18 protein-coding genes are annotated in these 18,413 nt (G+C 53.2%); 3 read left to right on the forward strand and 15 right to left on the reverse strand.

All coding sequences use genetic code 11. The annotated features are described in order from the left end of the window. Positions 1 to 42: 42 nt before the first annotated feature. A complete protein-coding gene (pdxB, locus tag FTE26_RS17650; protein ID WP_000699121.1) occupies positions 43 to 1,179 on the reverse strand; it encodes a 4-phosphoerythronate dehydrogenase PdxB in 1,137 nt (378 codons plus the stop codon). 98 nt (positions 1,180 to 1,277) lie between these two features. Between pdxB and flk the strand changes: the two genes are divergently transcribed. Continuing rightward, a complete protein-coding gene (flk, locus tag FTE26_RS17655) occupies positions 1,278 to 2,273 on the forward strand; it encodes a flagella biosynthesis regulator Flk (RefSeq protein ID WP_000615821.1) in 996 nt (331 codons plus the stop codon). Here flk and FTE26_RS17660 read toward each other — a convergent pair. After that, positions 2,270 to 3,448, reverse strand: a complete 1,179-nt coding sequence (locus tag FTE26_RS17660; RefSeq protein WP_000127781.1) for an MFS transporter — start codon at positions 3,446 to 3,448, stop codon at positions 2,270 to 2,272. The genes flk and FTE26_RS17660 overlap by 4 nt on opposite strands. 264 nt (positions 3,449 to 3,712) lie before the next feature. Beyond that, positions 3,713 to 4,933 carry a beta-ketoacyl-ACP synthase I gene (fabB, locus tag FTE26_RS17665; protein WP_000817178.1) on the reverse strand — a complete coding sequence of 407 codons (1,221 nt, stop codon included), beginning with the start codon at positions 4,931 to 4,933 and terminating at the stop codon, positions 3,713 to 3,715. A 158-nt stretch (positions 4,934 to 5,091) separates the two neighbouring features. On the opposite strand from fabB, the gene mnmC reads away from it, so the two are divergent. Beyond that, positions 5,092 to 7,098 carry a bifunctional tRNA (5-methylaminomethyl-2-thiouridine)(34)-methyltransferase MnmD/FAD-dependent 5-carboxymethylaminomethyl-2-thiouridine(34) oxidoreductase MnmC gene (gene mnmC / locus FTE26_RS17670; RefSeq protein WP_000683809.1) on the forward strand — a complete coding sequence of 669 codons (2,007 nt, stop codon included), beginning with the start codon at positions 5,092 to 5,094 and terminating at the stop codon, positions 7,096 to 7,098. A gap of 120 nt (positions 7,099 to 7,218) precedes the next feature. Here the strand turns inward: mnmC and FTE26_RS17675 are convergent, their stop codons facing one another. Genes FTE26_RS17675 through prmB form a run of 6 tightly spaced genes read right to left on the reverse strand, consistent with a single transcriptional unit; the run spans position 7,219 to position 11,768 of the window. Then, complete coding sequence (locus tag FTE26_RS17675; protein WP_000559764.1) at positions 7,219 to 7,497, reverse strand: YfcL family protein; 279 nt, start codon at positions 7,495 to 7,497, stop codon at positions 7,219 to 7,221. A gap of 33 nt (positions 7,498 to 7,530) precedes the next feature. Continuing rightward, positions 7,531 to 8,079, reverse strand: coding sequence for an elongation factor P hydroxylase (gene epmC, locus FTE26_RS17680; RefSeq protein WP_001089235.1), 549 nt, complete (start codon positions 8,077 to 8,079; stop codon positions 7,531 to 7,533). Next, positions 8,079 to 8,888, reverse strand: a complete 810-nt coding sequence (locus FTE26_RS17685; RefSeq protein ID WP_000447361.1) for a sulfite exporter TauE/SafE family protein — start codon at positions 8,886 to 8,888, stop codon at positions 8,079 to 8,081. The genes epmC and FTE26_RS17685 overlap by 1 nt, the downstream gene beginning before the upstream one ends. Continuing rightward, the gene (gene mepA / locus FTE26_RS17690) at positions 8,888 to 9,712 is read right to left on the reverse strand and encodes a penicillin-insensitive murein endopeptidase (protein ID WP_001043820.1); all 825 of its coding nucleotides are present in this window, start codon (positions 9,710 to 9,712) and stop codon (positions 8,888 to 8,890) included. The genes FTE26_RS17685 and mepA overlap by 1 nt, the downstream gene beginning before the upstream one ends. A gap of 3 nt (positions 9,713 to 9,715) precedes the next feature. Beyond that, positions 9,716 to 10,801: a chorismate synthase gene (gene aroC / locus FTE26_RS17695; RefSeq protein WP_000918470.1), complete on the reverse strand. Its 1,086-nt coding sequence runs from the start codon at positions 10,799 to 10,801 to the stop codon at positions 9,716 to 9,718. Between the two features lie 34 nt (positions 10,802 to 10,835). Continuing rightward, entirely contained in the window at positions 10,836 to 11,768 is a 933-nt protein-coding gene (gene prmB / locus FTE26_RS17700; protein WP_001295704.1) for a 50S ribosomal protein L3 N(5)-glutamine methyltransferase, read from the reverse strand. 165 nt (positions 11,769 to 11,933) lie between these two features. Here prmB and smrB point away from each other — a divergent pair, with 165 nt between their 5' ends. Continuing rightward, positions 11,934 to 12,485: an endonuclease SmrB gene (gene smrB / locus FTE26_RS17705; protein WP_000730806.1), complete on the forward strand. Its 552-nt coding sequence runs from the start codon at positions 11,934 to 11,936 to the stop codon at positions 12,483 to 12,485. Between the two features lie 72 nt (positions 12,486 to 12,557). On the opposite strand, the gene FTE26_RS17710 is transcribed toward smrB, so the two are convergent. From FTE26_RS17710 to yfcU, 6 genes are read right to left on the reverse strand one after another with little or no spacing between them, the layout of a single operon-like run. Then, positions 12,558 to 13,409, reverse strand: coding sequence for a StfH/YfcO family fimbrial adhesin (locus FTE26_RS17710; RefSeq protein ID WP_001315753.1), 852 nt, complete (start codon positions 13,407 to 13,409; stop codon positions 12,558 to 12,560). A 1-nt stretch (position 13,410) separates the two neighbouring features. Further along, on the reverse strand, positions 13,411 to 13,950 hold the full coding sequence (locus FTE26_RS17715; protein ID WP_000844745.1) for a fimbrial protein: 540 nt from the start codon (positions 13,948 to 13,950) through the stop codon (positions 13,411 to 13,413). Further along, complete coding sequence (locus FTE26_RS17720) at positions 13,947 to 14,435, reverse strand: fimbrial protein (protein WP_000714140.1); 489 nt, start codon at positions 14,433 to 14,435, stop codon at positions 13,947 to 13,949. The genes FTE26_RS17715 and FTE26_RS17720 overlap by 4 nt, the downstream gene beginning before the upstream one ends. After that, complete coding sequence (locus FTE26_RS17725) at positions 14,432 to 14,941, reverse strand: fimbrial protein (RefSeq protein ID WP_000018471.1); 510 nt, start codon at positions 14,939 to 14,941, stop codon at positions 14,432 to 14,434. The genes FTE26_RS17720 and FTE26_RS17725 overlap by 4 nt, the downstream gene beginning before the upstream one ends. A gap of 15 nt (positions 14,942 to 14,956) precedes the next feature. Continuing rightward, on the reverse strand, positions 14,957 to 15,709 hold the full coding sequence (locus FTE26_RS17730) for a fimbria/pilus periplasmic chaperone (RefSeq protein ID WP_000482748.1): 753 nt from the start codon (positions 15,707 to 15,709) through the stop codon (positions 14,957 to 14,959). 19 nt (positions 15,710 to 15,728) lie between these two features. Next, positions 15,729 to 18,371, reverse strand: a complete 2,643-nt coding sequence (yfcU, locus tag FTE26_RS17735; protein WP_021562324.1) for a fimbrial usher protein YfcU — start codon at positions 18,369 to 18,371, stop codon at positions 15,729 to 15,731. Positions 18,372 to 18,413 lie beyond the last annotated feature (42 nt).

Below are 18,413 nucleotides of genomic sequence, written 5' to 3' on the forward strand. Positions count from 1 at the left end.
AAGCTCCCTGCCAATGTTACAGCAGAGAGCATGAAGAAGAGATTAACGTGCCGGATGATGAACGGCGTTAAAACCCAGTTTACACAGCAATGATGCCGCACTGGCGTCATCACAAATTACATACAGAGATGACCATTCACGGCGCTCAAGATAGTTTTTGCGCAGTTTATCGAACTCACCCGGTATCCCGGCGACTTTACGCAGCGGTGCGTCATCGCGGCGCACATCATACACCAAATGCACCAGCCTTTTCAGCGTCGGTTGATCGAGCGGGCCATGCAGCGTAATGCGACCAAACTCTGGCGCGGGCAGTAATGTATCCAGCGCAACGTGCTGTTCATGCCCAATAAACTTGCTATAGGCTTCAAACACTTGCGTAGTACCGCGTGCTTTACCTTCCAGGGTATAACCTGCGATATGCGGCGTGCCGATATCCACTTTTGTCAGCAACTCCACGTTAAGTTCCGGTTCGCCTTCCCAGACATCCAGCACTACGCTTAACTTCTGGCCTTCATTCAGGCAGGTCAGCAACGCAGTATTATCGACGACTGCGCCACGGCAGGCGTTAATCAGAATCGCTCCCGGCTTCAGGCTACGGATCAGTTTTTCATCCGCCAGATGCAGCGTTTTGTACGGCCCATCTTTGAAGAGTGGCGTATGGAAAGTCAGAATATCCGCATGCTGAACTAATTCATCCAGCGAGCGGAAATCACCCTCATCCCCACGGTCAGCGCGAGGCGGATCGCAAAGCAATGTTTTAATCCCTAACGCTTCCAGTCGCGCCTGCAATCGACGTCCAACGTTACCAACGCCCACGATCCCCACCGTACGGTCGTGCAGTGAAAATCCATCGCGTTCGGCAAGCATCAGTAGTGAGGAGAAAACATATTCCACCACCGCAATCGCATTACAGCCAGGTGCAGCGGAAAAACCAATTCCCGCCTGCTTCAACCATGCTTCATCGACATGGTCGGTCCCCGCAGTGGCAGTGCCAACAAATTTAATGGGTTTTCCTGCCAGCAAAGATTCATTCACTTTCGTGACCGAACGCACCATCAGCGCATCCGCGTCTGCCAGTTGAGCGACGGGGATTGGACGCCCGGGAACCGCGGTCACCTCACCCAAACGGCTAAATAAGTCGCGGGCATAAGGCATATTTTCATCAACAAGGATTTTCACGTTTGTGTTACCTGTATGAGACGAGAGTTAACCGGACAAGTGTGCCATAATCTCGCGGCCAGGCATACTTGCGAAGATTTCAGGTATAAGGATACGTAATGATACAACCTATTTCCGGCCCTCCTCCTGGGCAACCACCAGGTCAGGGAGATAACCTGCCGTCTGGCGCGGGCAATCAGCCTTTATCCAGTCAGCAACGTACTTCGCTGGAAAGCTTAATGACGAAAGTGACCTCACTGACGCAACAGCAAAGAGCAGAACTGTGGGCGGGTATCAGGCACGATATTGGTCTGTCGGGAGATTCACCGCTGCTTTCGCGTCACTTCCCTGCCGCTGAGCATAATCTGGCGCAACGTCTGCTGGCCGCGCAAAAAAGCCATTCTGCCCGCCAGCTTTTAGCGCAATTAGGGGAGTATTTACGTCTGGGGAATAATCGTCAGGCGGTCACGGATTATATCCGTCATAACTTTGGTCAGACGCCGCTGAATCAGCTCTCACCGGAGCAATTAAAAACCATTCTCACCCTGTTGCAGGAAGGGAAGATGGTTATTCCGCAACCACAGCAGCGCGAGGCGACCGACCGTCCTTTATTACCGGCGGAGCACAATGCGCTAAAACAGCTGGTGACCAAACTTGCGGCGGCAACGGGGGAACCCAGCAAACAGATCTGGCAATCGATGCTGGAACTTTCCGGGGTGAAAGATGGCGAGTTAATTCCAGCGAAACTGTTTAACCATCTGGTGACCTGGCTACAGGCGCGTCAGACGCTAAGCCAGCAAAATACGCCGACGCTGGAATCACTACAGATGACGCTAAAACAACCTTTAGATGCCAGTGAACTGGCGGCGTTATCGGCATATATCCAGCAAAAATATGGTCTTTCTGCGCAATCATCGCTTTCTTCTGCCCAGGCCGAGGATATTCTTAATCAGCTTTATCAACGGCGGGTTAAAGGGATTGATCCGCGTGTTATGCAACCGCTGCTTAATCCTTTTCCACCGATGATGGACACGTTGCAAAATATGGCAACGCGTCCCGCGCTGTGGATACTGTTAGTCGCGATTATCCTGATGCTGGTCTGGCTGGTTCGTTAACCCCGACGAAATGACAGTATCGTGACAATAATACCCAGCACCGCAGAGATCGCCCCGGCAAGAAATACCGAAGAGTAACCAAACGTGGTCGCCAGCATTCCCGCCAGCGGCCCGGAGACGCCGAGGGCGATATCCTGAAACGCGGCGTAACCGCCCAGTGCGGTGCCGCGAACTTGTGAGGGGACGCGTTTAACCACCTCCACGCCCAGCGCAGGAAAGATAAGCGAACATCCGGCTCCGGTTAACGCCGCGCCCGCTAATGCGACCCATGCACCTGGGGCTTGCCAGAGCAGCAACAAGCCCACCGTTTCTACAAGCAGAGAGACAATCGCCACTTTCACGCCGCCAAAACGGTCCGGCATCCAGCCAAACATGACGCGCATCACGACAAATGCGCCGCCAAACGCGGTAAGAGTAAAGCCCGCCATCGCCCATCCTTTGCTGGCAAAGTAGAGCGAAACGAAAGTCCCGATAACAGCAAAACCAACGCCTTGTAGTGCCAGACCTAACCCTGGTTTCCAGATAAGCCCGACAACGCTCCACAGCGATGGACGTTCTCCCGCCAGGGCCGGTACTTTGCGCACTGTGCCGTTACAGGCCCACGCCAGTACGGGTAATACCATTGTGGTGATCGCCAGTGCGGCAAAACCGTAATGGCTATGAATCAACAGGCCAAGCGGAGCACCAACAGCGAGGGCACCGTAAATCGCCATTCCGTTCCATGACATCACTTTGCCAGAGTGTTTTGGCCCTACGATGCCTAGTCCCCAGGTCAGAGCGCCTGTCAGTAACTGGCTTTCACCAAAGCCAAGAATCAAACGCCCGACGACCAACAGAGCAAATTTGAACGGTGCGGAGACAGGCAAAATCGCCGCCAGCAGCAACGCGCCGCCAGCCAGACCACAAGCTAACATTCCCTGAAGCGCCGAACGTTTTGCACCATATTGATCGGCCAGTCGCCCGGCGTAACCACGCGTCAGCACCGTAGCCAGAAACTGAATCCCGACGGCAATGCCGACCATGGTATTGCCATAGCCCAGTTCATGATGAACAAACAGCGGGATAACCGGCAACGGCAACCCTACGGTCATGTAGGTGAGAAAAACCGCAAAAGCGATGCGGAAGAGCGAAAAATTGGCAGAAGATCGTGTTTCGGTTTGGCTTACAGCAGTCATGCATTACTCCAGAATGCAGCGCAAGGCGAGGAGTATCCCCGTCTCATCTCTCTGGTTTCAGGGTTACGGTGCGTTGGCAGGATTTAACGCGTACGTCTTTTCAGAAGGAAATCGACAAAGCGGGAAGTTTGCCTGGAACTGGCGGCGATTGTCAATGATGTGAAAAAGGGAACCATCAGGTTCCCTTTTGCGTTAGTGCCGGAGGCCGCATTGGCGCGTAACGTCGGATGCGACGCTGGCGCGTCTACTCCGACCTACTGCGAATTAATCTTTCAGCTTGCGCATTACCAGCGTGGCGTTGGTGCCGCCGAAGCCGAAGCTGTTAGACATAACGGTGGTCAGTTCGCGATCGGTCGTTTCGGTCACGATGTTCAGACCTGCAGCCTGCTCGTCCAGCTCTTCAATGTTGATGCTCGGGGCGATAAAGCCGTGTTCCAGCATCAGCAGAGAGTAGATAGCTTCCTGTACGCCAGCAGCGCCCAGAGAGTGACCGGTCATGGCTTTGGTTGCAGAAATCGCCGGGCTCTTATCGCCGAACACTTCACGGATAGCTGCCAGTTCTTTCACGTCGCCAACCGGAGTCGAAGTACCATGAGAGTTCAGGTAATCGATTGGGGTATCAACGCCGTGCATCGCCATCTTCATGCAGCGTACTGCGCCTTCGCCAGACGGAGCAACCATGTCTGCACCATCAGAGGTTGCGCCGTAGCCAACGATTTCAGCATAGATGTGAGCACCACGCGCCAGCGCGTGTTCCAGCTCTTCAACCACTACCATACCGCCGCCGCCAGCGATAACGAAACCGTCACGGTGAGCGTCGTAAGTACGGGAGGCTTTTTCCGGGGTGTCGTTGTATTTAGTAGACAGCGCACCCATCGCGTCGAATTCGCAGGCCATTTCCCAGCACAGCTCTTCGCCGCCGCCAGCAAACACGATGTCCTGTTTGCCCAGTTGGATCTGCTCTACTGCGTTACCGATACAGTGTGCGGAAGTCGCACACGCGGAGCTGATGGAGTAGTTAACGCCATGAATTTTAAACGGCGTGGCGAGGCAGGCAGAAACGCCGGATGCCATCGCTTTGGTGACCACATACGGGCCAACCGCTTTCAGGCCGCGCGGGCCGCGCATTGCGTCAGCGCCGAACACCTGGAAACGCGGGGAACCGCCGCCAGAACCTGCAATCAGGCCAACGCGCGGGTTATTCTGGTAAGCTTCCGGAGAAAGGCCCGCATCTGCGATTGCCTGCTCCATAGAAAGGAATGCATAAATGGATGCGTCGCTCATAAAGCGCACAACTTTGCGGTCAATGAGGCCAGTGGTATCCAGTTTTACGTTGCCCCAGACGTGGCTACGCATGCCGGAATCCTTCAGCTCCTGAGAGAAAGTGATCCCTGAACGTCCTTCACGCAGAGATGCCAGGACTTCCTGCTGGTTATTACCGATGCTGGAAACAATGCCCAGGCCAGTAATCACTGCACGTTTCATTCAATACCTCTGTAAGTCGCACATAGAGTAAGTTTCGAATGCACAATAGCGTACACTTGTACGCCGAACAAGTCCGATCAGCCATTTAATAGAGAAATTTGCGCAGCCTTACACACATCGCTAAGATCGAGCCACCGCCTGTAAGACGAGTAACTTACGTGAAACACTACTCCATACAACCTGCCAACCTCGAATTTAATGCTGAGGGTACACCTGTTTCCCGAGATTTTGACGATGTCTATTTTTCCAACGATAACGGGCTGGAAGAGACGCGTTATGTTTTTCTGGGAGGCAACCAATTAGAGGTACGCTTTCCTGAGCATCCACATCCTCTGTTTGTGGTAGCAGAGAGCGGCTTCGGCACCGGATTAAACTTCCTGACGCTATGGCAGGCATTTGATCAGTTTCGCGAAGCGCATCCGCAAGCGCAATTACAACGCTTACATTTCATTAGTTTTGAGAAATTTCCCCTCACCCGTGCGGATTTAGCCTTAGCGCATCAACACTGGCCGGAACTGGCTCCGTGGGCAGAACAACTTCAGGCGCAGTGGCCAATGCCCTTGCCCGGTTGCCATCGTTTATTGCTCGATGAAGGCCGCGTGACGCTGGATTTATGGTTTGGCGATATTAACGAACTGACCAGCCAACTGGACGATTCGCTAAATCAAAAAGTAGATGCCTGGTTTCTGGACGGCTTTGCGCCAGCGAAAAACCCGGATATGTGGACGCAAAATCTGTTTAACGCCATGGCAAGGTTGGCGCGTCCGGGCGGCACGCTGGCGACATTTACGTCTGCCGGTTTTGTCCGCCGCGGTTTGCAGGACGCCGGATTCACGATGCAAAAACGTAAGGGCTTTGGGCGCAAACGGGAAATGCTTTGCGGGGTGATGGAACAGACATTACCGCTCCCCTGCTCCGCGCCGTGGTTTAACCGCACGGGCAGCAGCAAACGGGAAGCGGCGATTATCGGCGGTGGTATTGCCAGCGCGTTGTTGTCGCTGGCGCTATTACGGCGCGGCTGGCAGGTAACGCTTTATTGCGCGGATGAGGCCCCCGCACTGGGTGCTTCCGGCAATCGCCAGGGGGCGCTGTATCCGTTATTAAGCAAACACGATGAGGCGCTAAACCGCTTTTTCTCTAATGCGTTTACTTTTGCTCGTCGGTTTTACGACCAATTACCCGTTAAATTTGATCATGACTGGTGCGGCGTCACGCAGTTAGGCTGGAATGAGAAAAGCCAGCATAAAATCGCACAGATGTTGTCAATGGATTTACCCGCAGAACTGGCTGTAGCCGTTGAGGCAAATGCGGTTGAACAAATTACGGGCGTTGCGACAAATTGCAGCGGCATTACTTATCCGCAAGGTGGTTGGCTGTGCCCAGCAGAACTGACCCGTAATGTGCTGGAACTGGCGCAACAGCAGGGTTTGCAGATTTATTATCAATATCAGTTACAGAATTTATCCCGTAAGGATGACTGTTGGTTGTTGAATTTTGCAGGAGATCAGCAAGCAACACACAGCGTAGTGGTACTGGCGAACGGGCATCAAATCAGCCGATTCAGCCATACGTCGACTCTCCCGGTGTATTCGGTTGCCGGGCAGGTCAGCCATATTCCGACAACGCCGGAATTGGCAGAGCTGAAGCAGGTGCTGTGCTATGACGGTTATCTCACGCCACAAAATCCGGCGAATCAACATCATTGTATTGGTGCCAGTTATCATCGCGGCAGCGAAGATACGGCGTACAGTGAGGACGATCAGCAGCAGAATCGCCAGCGGTTGATTGATTGTTTCCCGCAGGCACAGTGGGCAAAAGAGGTTGATGTCAGTGATAAAGAGGCGCGCTGCGGTGTGCGTTGTGCCACCCGCGATCATCTGCCAATGGTAGGCAATGTTCCCGATTATGAGGCAACACTCGTGGAATATGCGTCGTTGGCGGAGCAGAAAGATGAGGCGGTAAGCGCGCCGGTTTTTGACGATCTCTTTATGTTTGCGGCTTTAGGTTCTCGCGGTTTGTGTTCTGCCCCGCTGTGTGCCGAGATTCTGGCGGCGCAGATGAGCGACGAACCGATTCCGATGGATGCCAGTACGCTGGCGGCGTTAAACCCGAATCGGTTATGGGTGCGGAAATTGTTGAAGGGTAAAGCGGTTAAGGCGAGGTAATCTGCTCTCGCAGTGTTTGCCGGATGCGGCGTGAACGCCTTATCCGACCTACGTGTGACGTGTAGGCCTGATAAGACGCGATAAGCGTCGCATCAGGCATGGTGCTCCAGACGCCGCAACTTACTGCTGTGACGCCTGCTGAAACAGGTTTTCCCACATATCGGTCACCAGCGCCTGGTCACGCGGCGACAATTCACCGGCACCAATGGCTTTTTCCAGACTCTGGCTAACGGTCGTATGCACCGCCTGAGCGGAGTGGTCATCACCACTTTCCAGTTCTGCGATGGCTAATGTCAGGTGGCCACGCAAATACCCACTGGCAAACAACTCATCATCACTGGCATGGTCAACCATACCGTCGATTAATGCCAGAATGCGTGATTCAAACTCCGCGATCATCTTCTTTCCTCATTGTAAAACGTGGCGCTGGCTTTAGTTGAGCGCTTCCGGCCACGGGAACTGTTCCGCCGTAAGTTCCGGCGTGTGATAATAATTTTGTAGTGCTTTAATGAAGCGTGCCGGGCGTTCAGGAATGCCGTTTGCTAGGTAATCCATCACCTGCGCATGTACCCGCCGTTGAAACACCACACGATCCGGTTCGAAGTCGCCTTCCAGATTGTCGCAACTGACGTTAAACGGATATCCCGCCGCCACACAGAACAACCAGTCGAGTGCCTGCGGCTTCACTTCAACATCTTCAAACTGGCTTTGCGTTTGGGCATCACGCCCATCCGGGCAATACCAGTAGCCGAAATCAACCAGCTCACGGCGCGCTTTTCCGGCAATACACCAGTGCGAAATCTCATGAATTGCGCTGGCATAAAAGCCGTGGGCAAAGACAATTCGGTTATACGGTACTTCCGCATCAGCAGGAAGATAGATCGGTTCGTCGTCGCCTTTAATCAGACGGGTATTAAATTCATCGGCAAAGCAGCTATTAAAAATTTCAATCAACTGCTCATAGTGGTGTGTACTGTTCATTAGTTCATCCCCAACCAGTGGAGGATCTCCTGTCCGTGGCTATCGTAAAGTAATTTGGCACTCATCACCGCCGAGACGATAACAATCATCGGGCGGATCAGCTTTTGTCCTTTGCTCAACACCAGCCGTGAACCCATGCGCGCGCCGAGGAACTGCCCCACCAGCATCACAAAGCCCGTCGCCCAAATCACTTTGCCGCCGAGAATAAACAGCAGCAGACCACCAATGTTTGACGTTGCGTTGAGTAATTTGGCGTGAGCCGTGGCTTTGGCGAGGTTGAATCCGCACAGCGTAACGAAGGCCAGCGCGTAAAACGATCCGGCAGCCGGGCCAAAGAATCCGTCATAAAAACCGACGCAGCCACCGGCAATTAACGCGAAGGGTAAACCGTACATCCGGCGCTGGCGATCTTCTTCACCCAGCTTTGGCATCAGCAAGAAATAGAGGCCGATACAAATCACCAGAATGGGCAAAATCTGCCGTAAGACATCAGCCTGAACGTACTGTACCAACAGTGCGCCGCTCATTGAGCCGACAAAGGTCATGGCAATATTGAGTTTCTGATCGCTTAAACTAACCACTTTGCGGCGAATAAAGTAGATAGTGGCGGAAATAGAGCCGCCGCAGGCTTGCAGTTTATTGGTTGCCAGCGCATTAGCGGGAGACATCCCCGCTGCCATCAATGCCGGAATGGTGAGTAACCCACCGCCACCGGCAATCGAGTCGATAAATCCCGCCAGCATGGCGACAAAAAAGAGAACTCCCAGCAACAGCGGGGAAACCATAAACAGGCTATTAAACGTTTCCATTAGATCACGTGCTCATCCAGTAGCGCCTGGCAGGAAGGCGGCAACGGAGACGGTGTCTTCTTCTCAGGCTTTGTTGTTCCCGGTTTTGGAGGTGCAAACCAGCTTTGCAGTTCTGCCCCGCAACCATCGCCTGGTGGCGGTAAAGGTTGATCTTCACACTCCAGACTATCGGCAGGACAACGTAATCGTACATGCATATGCGCGCGATGCTGGAACCAGGGTCGCACTTTGCGCAACCAGTCGCGATCGGTGCCCGCATCAAGGCAAAGTTGTTGTTTAATCGCCGGATTAACAAAAATGCGTGTGACGTCTTTGTCCTGGGCGGCGAGTTTGATCAAGCTGAAAATTTCTGGCTTCCACAGCGTGGAGACAACGTGTTTACCGTCGCGGGAAACTAAGTCCAGTGCTTGCGGGCGCAAGAGCTGCGCGGAGGTCCAGCGAGTTTTCGGCAGTTGCAGAAAGATATCGACATCCAGTCCGGTCTGGTGGCTGGCATGACCGCCGTTGAAACGCCCACCAGCGGGCATCCCCATATCGCCAATCAGCACCGTACCCATGCCCAGATTGCTCACCTGGCTACTCAGACGCTGGATAAACATCACCAGATCCGGGTGACCGAAATAGCGACGCTGATCGGTACGCATGACCTGATAATGTTCGGACTGTATCGGCAGCGTGTCAGCACCGACGATACAGCCATTAGAAAAACTGCCTATCGATTGTGCGCTACCCGGCACAGGTTGGGTTATTTTTTGCCACGGCGTCGCTGCCAGGCTAGCGCTACTGGCAAGCAGAGCCAGCAGCGCAATCGCGGTTTTGTTCATTTTTTACCAGCGTGGAATATCAGTCTTCACATCGGCATTTTGCGCCCGCTGCCGTAACAGGTGATCCATTAAAACGATCGCCAGCATCGCTTCAGCGATCGGCACTGCACGGATCCCGACACAGGGATCGTGACGGCCTTTGGTGATCATCTCAACTTCTTCGCCAAAGCGGTTAATAGTGCGCCCCGGCACGGTAATGCTGGAGGTCGGTTTCAGCGCCATATGAGCAATGATTTGCTGCCCGCTGCTGATACCGCCGAGAATGCCGCCCGCATGGTTGCTCTGGAAACCGTCTTTGGTGATTTCGTCGCGGTTCTGGCTGCCGCGCAGCGCCACTACGTCAAAACCGTCGCCAATTTCCACGCCTTTCACCGCGTTGATGCTCATCAGCGCATGGGCGATGTCGGCATCCAGGCGGTCAAAGACCGGCTCGCCAAGTCCGGCGGGGACACCACTGGCAACAACGGTGACTTTCGCGCCGATGGAGTCGCCCTCTTTTTTCAGCGCGCGCATCAGTTCATCTAACGCGTCGATTTTGTCGGGGTCCGGGCAGAAGAACGGATTTTGTTCAACCAGCGACCAGTCTTTGATTTCCAGCGGAATGTCGCCCATCTGGGTCAAGCAGCCGCGGATTTCAATACCAAATTTCTCGGCGAGATATTTTTTGGCAATCGCCCCTGCCGCCACGCGCATGGCGGTTTCGCGGGCGGAAGAACGTCCACCGCCGCGATAATCGCGCAGACCGTATTTTTGTTCGTAGGTGTAATCAGCATGGCCTGGGCGGAAAACGTCTTTAATTGCGCTGTAATCCTGAGAGCGCTGGTCAGTGTTTTCGATCAACAAGCCAATGCTGGTGCCAGTAGTAACGCCTTCAAAAACACCGGAGAGAATTTTGACCTGATCCGGCTCGCGGCGCTGGGTGGTATAGCGCGATGTCCCAGGGCGACGACGGTCGAGGTCATGTTGCAGGTCCGCTTCCGTCAGCGGAATGCCTGGCGGAACACCATCGACGATGCAGCCGAGCGCCAGCCCATGCGATTCGCCGAAGGTGGTTACGCGAAAGAGTTGTCCAATTGTGTTTCCAGCCATCACGGCTCCGTTATTGTTGTGTTTGCGTGTTTACTTAATCTTTATAAATCGCGAAATATTCACGGGCCGCCAGCAGCTGCTCTTTGGTGAGCATAAACACACCATCGCCGCCGTTATCAAACTCCAGCCAGGTGAACGGAACATCCGGATATTGTTCCATAAGATGTACCATGCTGTTGCCGACTTCACAAATCAACACGCCATCATCAGCAAGGTAATCTGCCGCGTTTCCAAGAATGCGACGTGTCAGTTTAAGGCCGTCGGTGCCAGATGCCAGGCCCAGTTCCGGCTCGTGACGGTATTCGTTTGGCAGGTCGGACATATCTTCCGCGTCGACATACGGCGGGTTAGTGACAATCAGATCGTATTGCACTTTCGGCAAATCACGGAACAGATCGGAACGAATCGGAATGACGTTGTGGATCAGACCGTGTTCTTCGATGTTCTGTTCGGCAACCGCCAGCGCGTCGGGAGAGATATCTACCGCGTCGACTTCCGCTTCCGGGAAGGCATAAGCACAGGCAATGGCGATGCAGCCGCTACCGGTACACATATCTAAAATATGCTGCGGTTGCTTGCTGATGAGTCCGGCAAATTTATTGTTGATCAGTTCACCAATCGGCGAGCGCGGCACCAGCACGCGTTCATCGACGTAAAATTCATGACCGCAGAACCAGGCTTTGTTGGTCAGGTAAGCCACCGGAATGCGCTCGTTGACGCGGCGGATCACGCGTTCAACAATACGGTGTTTTTCGCTGGAGGTCAGACGCGCGGTGCGCATATCTTCCGGGATATCCAGCGGCAGGTAGAGCGATGGTAACACCAGCTGTACGGCTTCATCCCACGGGTTATCGGTGCCGTGACCGTACCAGATATTTGCCGCGCTGAAGCGGCTTACCGACCAGCGCAACATGTCCTGAATGGTTTGCAGCTCATTTACTGCTTCATCAACGAAAATTTTATCCACGTATTCCTCCAGGGCATGATCGCAATAATTTCGGCGGCTAGTTTGCCATGAAGATGACGATAAATCAGCATTCACGCGCGGTGAGTGAGGAAAAATACGTTTAAAACGATCGATTGTGCTACGAGTCGGGTAAACTGTAGGAAAATTAGAAATAGAGACAGATAAATGAAAAAGAAAACAACACTTAGCGAGGAGGACCAGGCTCTGTTTCGCCAGTTGATGGCGGGGACTCGCAAGATTAAGCAGGACACGATTGTCCACCGACCGCAGCGTAAAAAAATCAGCGAAGTGCCGGTGAAACGCTTGATCCAGGAGCAGGCTGATGCCAGCCATTATTTCTCCGATGAGTTTCAGCCGTTATTAAATACCGAAGGTCCGGTGAAATATGTTCGCCCGGATGTCAGCCATTTTGAGGCGAAGAAACTGCGCCGCGGCGATTATTCACCGGAATTGTTTTTGGATTTACACGGTCTGACGCAGCTGCAGGCCAAGCAGGAACTGGGCGCGTTGATTGCCGCCTGTCGCCGCGAACATGTGTTTTGTGCCTGCGTGATGCATGGGCACGGGAAGCATATTTTGAAGCAACAAACACCGCTGTGGCTGGCACAACATCCGCATGTGATGGCATTTCACCAGGCACCGAAAGAGTACGGCGGTGATGCGGCTTTGTTGGTGTTGATTGAAGTGGAAGAGTGGTTGCCGCCGGAGTTGCCCTGAGGAGTTGAGCGTGTTGTGCCAGGAGCGCGGAATGGCAGGGGCGAATGACCCTGCCAGGTGAGAAAAGGTGCGCTAATACATATTCAGTATGTAAGTGAATCGGCAGGTAGAATCTATGGGCTGTCGAGATGTCGTGTCCACGCGTAGCTTCATATCATGCAGTTGCCTGGACGTGATCGGTTGCGGCTCTGGCGTCACCGTCACTTTGGCATTATCACAGCCGGAAGTCGAGAAGGTCATCTGCTGTGCGACAAAACGGCAGTAGGCTCCACGCTCGTCAAAATTACTGCCATCACACAGTTTGCCGTTTTCCATCAGGAAAGTGGGCAGTGTTTGCTCAATAACACCACCTGTTGACTGCAACCTGACGACTTTGTTATGTACAACATAATTTTCATTCCAGGAAACATCATACGGTGCCAGGGACTCTGTCGGGCAGTCAGAGCTAACTTTTGTTGGTCCTATAAAAATTCCGGCCCCGAAACGCTGATCCATAGTACTGGCGCTTTCAACATAAGACGACACAATCCAGGGACAACCGTGTAAATCTCCATCGTAATAAACGCCAAGTACTAATTCATTACATGACCAGGCCGTTACTGGAGAGAGAGCATCATACTCTTCTAATCCGGGGCAGGTAGAATCCGGTAAGGTTGTATTATTGCGCTCCATCCTGAGTTCAGGGCCGGGAGGACTCCCGGTCCAACTAACTAAAGGCAAACTTGCTGCCGCAGTTGAATTAGATTCATACGTGCCATATTCAACTGATTGAGGGGTCAGGACTGAAAGATGAAAACGATACTTTGCAACAACGCTGGTCGTCCCCGCGGGTACATAGAGTGTGGCGATCTTTGTCGCAGCCTGTATCCCAGAAGCGCACAGAGCCAGCACCAATAAACATATAACATGACGTATTTTATGCATTTTATATATACTCAAACGTAGCTGTCAGGCTGGCGGTGAAATCACCGATGGTTACATCACGACCGCTTTTCGCCTGGATCCAGGCCCGGAAATTAATATCATTGTTGCCGTTGGTAAGCGCAAAGGTCGCCCCGGTGGTGTTGTTAATATCCACCCGCTTGCCGTCGAGCGTTTCCATCCCTATCCCCACGCCCTGCGCGGTGGAGGTGTCATCGACTGCCAGAAAACCCGGCTGACCGCTGTCTTCGGTGCCGCTCAGCGTGACTTTGACGTTGTATCCCGCCGGCCCTTTGCAGTCTTTCAGCTTAAACACAACCGGCAGATGCGCGGACTGCCCAGATACCATCAAATCCCGGTTGCTGACGGTGGGAAAATGGATTTCTGCCAGGTTGGCACCATCCACCACCAGCGTGCAGGATTTACTCAGCAGGTTGCCGTAAAAATGCAGGTTGTTGTCGACTGCCTGAGCTCCTGTGCTGGCGGTCAGCAGCAGGCCTGCTAACAGCGCATAACCGGGTGAATAAATGTGTGCTGTTTTCATTGGTAATCCACCCGTAAGGTTGCGTAAGCAGAAAAGGTCGTGTCCGTCAGCACCGCATCAGCCGCTTTGACCGGTACCGCCTCCAGCTTTGGCTTCTGGCTAAAATCGGTGGCGTTAATGGAAAGCGGCTCGTTGAGCTTAAAACGCTGACCGTCATGCTGAAGCTCAATTCCGAAGCCCGGTACATCCGTCTCAATAGCAGAGTCGTTGTAGGAGGTGGCAGTCCCCGTCCAGGAGAGTGTCATATTCCACTCGGGATCGCGGACATCCGAGTCGCAGCTCAGTTCGTAGTCCACTTTCTGACGACCATAATTGCCATCAATGCTGTCGATAATGAGATCGCGAAATTGCACTTCGATGGTTTGCCCGCCGCTGATGCTACAGGCGGGCGGCGACATCAGCGTACCGTGGAATGTGATGTCATCTTCCGCCGCCAGCACAGCCCCGCAACCAGCGCACAGTAAAAGGAGCAGGAATTTTTTCATTGGTAATCCACCACCATGGTCATCGTGGCGTTAAACTCCGACGGCGTCAGTTGCACCCCGCTCTGTTTTACCGGCACCGCTTTCAGCTGAGGCTGAGTGTTGACATTAAAAGGCGTCCAGTTATTTTCACCAACTGCAAACAGGGAGTTGTCGGCGGCGTTTTCTATCCGCACCCCCAGGCCGGCGATATCCGTGCTGAGAACCGTTTCTCCGTTGATCACGGCGGTATTGCCTTTGAGCTGCATCCGTAAGTCATCGCTGACTTTATTACCGCAGTTGAGGGTGTATTTCGCATCCTGTTGGTAATTGGTACCATCGATCCTGTTGATTATCACATTGCCAAATTTCACAGCGCTTCCCTTCACGGAGCAAGGCGGCGGTCCATCGACCAGGATTCGCAGCGTCAGATCCACCTGTTTGATATCACTGCCAGCAACAGCCAAACCGCTGATGCCCCATCCGGCCAGCACCAGCAACCCTGCGCCCGCTACAAACTTGTGACTCATAAGTCCCTCCCGGCATCAGCCTTTGCGGCTCTGCTCTTCATCCACCTGGCAGCTGTTGCCGGTGCATATGAAGTACAGCGGCATCCGCGCGCCGTAGTCGTTGATGTAAGTCAGCACCGGCACGCTGTCCATCTTCGCATTCAGCGGTGCGGAGGTTTTCGGCTCCATCATCAGCGGTGTGAATCCCGCCGGCGGGTTGCCGCCTTTTTTAGCGCTGGCGTTGCTGATGATCACGTAGTACGGCGTCGGGTTATTGACGGTGAAGTCCTGGCCGTTACGGATGAGCGTCACCTTATGCTGCCACGGACTTTTCATGCTGGTGTTCTCCAGCGCCTTCGGTCGCCAGAACAGTTTGATACGCGTCTGCAGCGCAATCTGCAGTGTGTTCGGTTTATTTGATTTCGGCGGAATTTCGCGCACGTTGAAATAGAACACGCTCTCGCGGTCGGCCGGCAGTTTGTTGATATCCGGCAGCCCCTGCACCTTCACCTGGCCGTTCATCATCGCATCGATGCGCTGCACTGGCGGAAGCACCGCAAGCGGCGAGCTGATTTTGTTGCCCTTTGCATCCTCTATCCAGCTCTGCGCCAGATAAGGCAGTGTGGGATCGTTGTTGCGCAGCGTGACGCTGATGGACTTGTCGCTTTCGTTAAACACCAGCCGTGTCCTGTCGGGCGTCACCGAAGCGTGGCTGGAGAAACTGACCGCTGTCGCCAGCAGCGCCAGTGCCGGGACAACGATTTTTGCAGTGTTAGTCAGATTAAACATGGATCATTCCTTAATCACGTTACTGGTTTACTGAAATTGAAGTCGGAGGTTCCGTTGGCGTCACCCGCTGTGTCTGTTCCTGAATCGCCGGTTTGACCGCCGGCGAAGTGATAGGTGCTACATTGCCTTTATGCTGGCATGGCAGTAACAAGCCGTTAAACAGATCGGCAGGCAGCGGGTCCGGCAGGTTGATATCGCAATGCGCAACACCACTCCAGAACACACTCATGTGTTCGCCAGGTTTCACCCCAGCCAGATAAACATTGCCGTCATCATCGACAAGGCCCACTGTCTGCTCGTTATCATTTTTTACTTCTGCGCCAAACGGAGGATGGCTGCCGTCGCTCAGGCGCAGCACCGCCATCGCTTTTTGTCCGCTAATGACAGCAAATTTACGGTAGCCAATGGCACCTTCAGTTAGCGTGGCTTGCACCACCGACTGGGTTGCTTCAGCGTTTTCAGGCAATCTGTTGAGGTCGATATACGCCTGATTGCGGTAATAGTTATTGACGTCAGAAACGACGGCTTTACCAAACATATTGGTATAAACAGCAGCCCCGTTACCTTCCACCGGAACATCGGCAACGCCATCGGCATCAATCAACAAGCGTGTCCCGCCCATATTCTGGGTACGGTGAAGTGCGCCACCGTGGGCAGTAAGCGTTGCGCCGCCCTGTAACGACAAGCCCGCAGAGGTGTATTGCCCTTCATGGTAGTTCGCACTGAAGTCAACCTGCGCCAGCGAACCATCATGGCTGTAATAGCCGTCAACGCTGGTGTGTTTGTCACTGGTGCCGACGTTCAACTGATAGTGAGTCGCGTCATCGACACGGCTGAAATAACCGACCTGACTGCTGTCCGTCCCACTGCCATAGTTACCGTTATAGCTAACGGTACTGTTGTCGCCCCACGGCATACTGAGCGAAATGTACATGCCTTTGTCGGCCTGGTTGTCATACTCGTAACGGTAGCCAGTCATCGAGATGCTGACATTACGAATACTGCCCATATTGAAATAGTGCGAGAGCATGATGTTGTAGTTTGTCTGCTCCTCGCGATCCCAGTAGGTATGGCGGGTATAGTTGAGATAAACCGAAACACCCGCATCGCGGAAGTTCTGGTTATAAGTGGCGGTGTACATCTCTTTGTCGTTGCCCGTGCGTACCATTCCGCTGTCACTGGCATCCAGATACTCGCTCATGGTCATAAAGTTCTCTTCCGAGAAGCGATATCCAGCAAAAGTAACGCGGCTGTTGAGCTGGTCAAAGTCTTTGGAATAACTCACACGGAAGGAGTTACCGTCCAGCGAACCTTTGCCATAAGCGGTGTCTTTATCCAGTTTGGTGTGCGAGTGAGTAACATCAAACGCGACCGCGCCGAATGTAGACAAATCGCGACCGACGCCAAGCGCCGCAGACTGATAGTTTTCATCTCCCAGTGCGCCGCCATATAACGACCAGCCGTTAGCGATCCCCCAGGAAGCTTCAGCACCAGAAAAAAATTCACCCTCGACATGGTGTCCCCACTCTTGCGGACGGCCCATCATGATCTTATAGCGAACCTGACCTGGGCGAGTGAGGTATGGCATCGAGGCGGTGCTGATGTCATATTCCTGCACCTGGCCGTTCTGTTCTTCAATGCGAATATGCAACGTACCGGAGACAGAATCACCAAGATCCTGAATACGAAACGGTCCAGCCGGAACCTGCGTTTCGTAAATCACACGCCCCATCTGGCTGACGGTCACTTTTGCTGTGGTGTGTGCCACGCCGGAAATGTCTGGCGCGTAGCCGCGCAGATTGGGAGGCAACATTTGATCGTCAGTACTGACACTGCCACCAACATAGTTAAAACCATCAAAAATATCGGATCTGAGGTAATCCTCGCCCAGCGCCAGTTTGGCTTTTAATGATGGTAACGCCCGCCAGGCATAGTAGCGACTCCACTCCCATTTTTTTTGAGTTTCATCGCCGCTGAATTCATCGTCATCATTACTGCGAGTATGTTGATAGTTAGTCTGCCAGTCAGCACGCATACGCCACGGCCCCAGGTTAACCCCGACCGTCCCGTTGCCGCTGATCTCGTTACTATCATCACCGCCATTTTCTTCGTGCCGGGTTTGTGCGTTGATGCTGTAGTCCGCGACGATCCCGGAGATGCCGTCATCCCAACGTGAAGGCGGATCCCAGTCGGGATAAGTATATTCGAGGTAAGCCTGTGGCAGTGAAATGACTAATGCGGACTGGCTTAAATCAGCCTTAATTTCCATGCCTTCCAGTTGACCGGATTTCAGGCATTTAGCATCGTGGCTCCATTGCAGATTTTTCGCCACGTCTTCTTTTAAACCAAACTGCGCTACCAGTTCCGGTGTCAGACAAGCATAGCTTTTGCTCGCGTCATCTTCACCAGCATACCAGTAAATATCGTACTCTTCCGCCAATGGCTGTTTATTTAGTTGAACCTGTAAATTGTATTTTCCGGGCTCAACATATCCCTGGCTGGAAAAACGCTTCAGATCAATTTTTGTGTCGCCTTTTAATTCCAGAAAACGGGAATCAAACTGAATGTCGTCTTCAGCCCAGACACTGCTATAACTCCCTGACATTGCCAGCGCAATGCACCACGGAAGAATCCGTAATCGAAAAAGAGAATGGTCAGGCATACACGTTTCTATCCGTTTTTATTCTTGTTCGGTCAAAATCCA

The sequence above is a fragment of the Escherichia sp. S10b genome (assembly GCF_028421345.1).
Taxonomy (GTDB): domain Bacteria; phylum Pseudomonadota; class Gammaproteobacteria; order Enterobacterales; family Enterobacteriaceae; genus ECMA0423.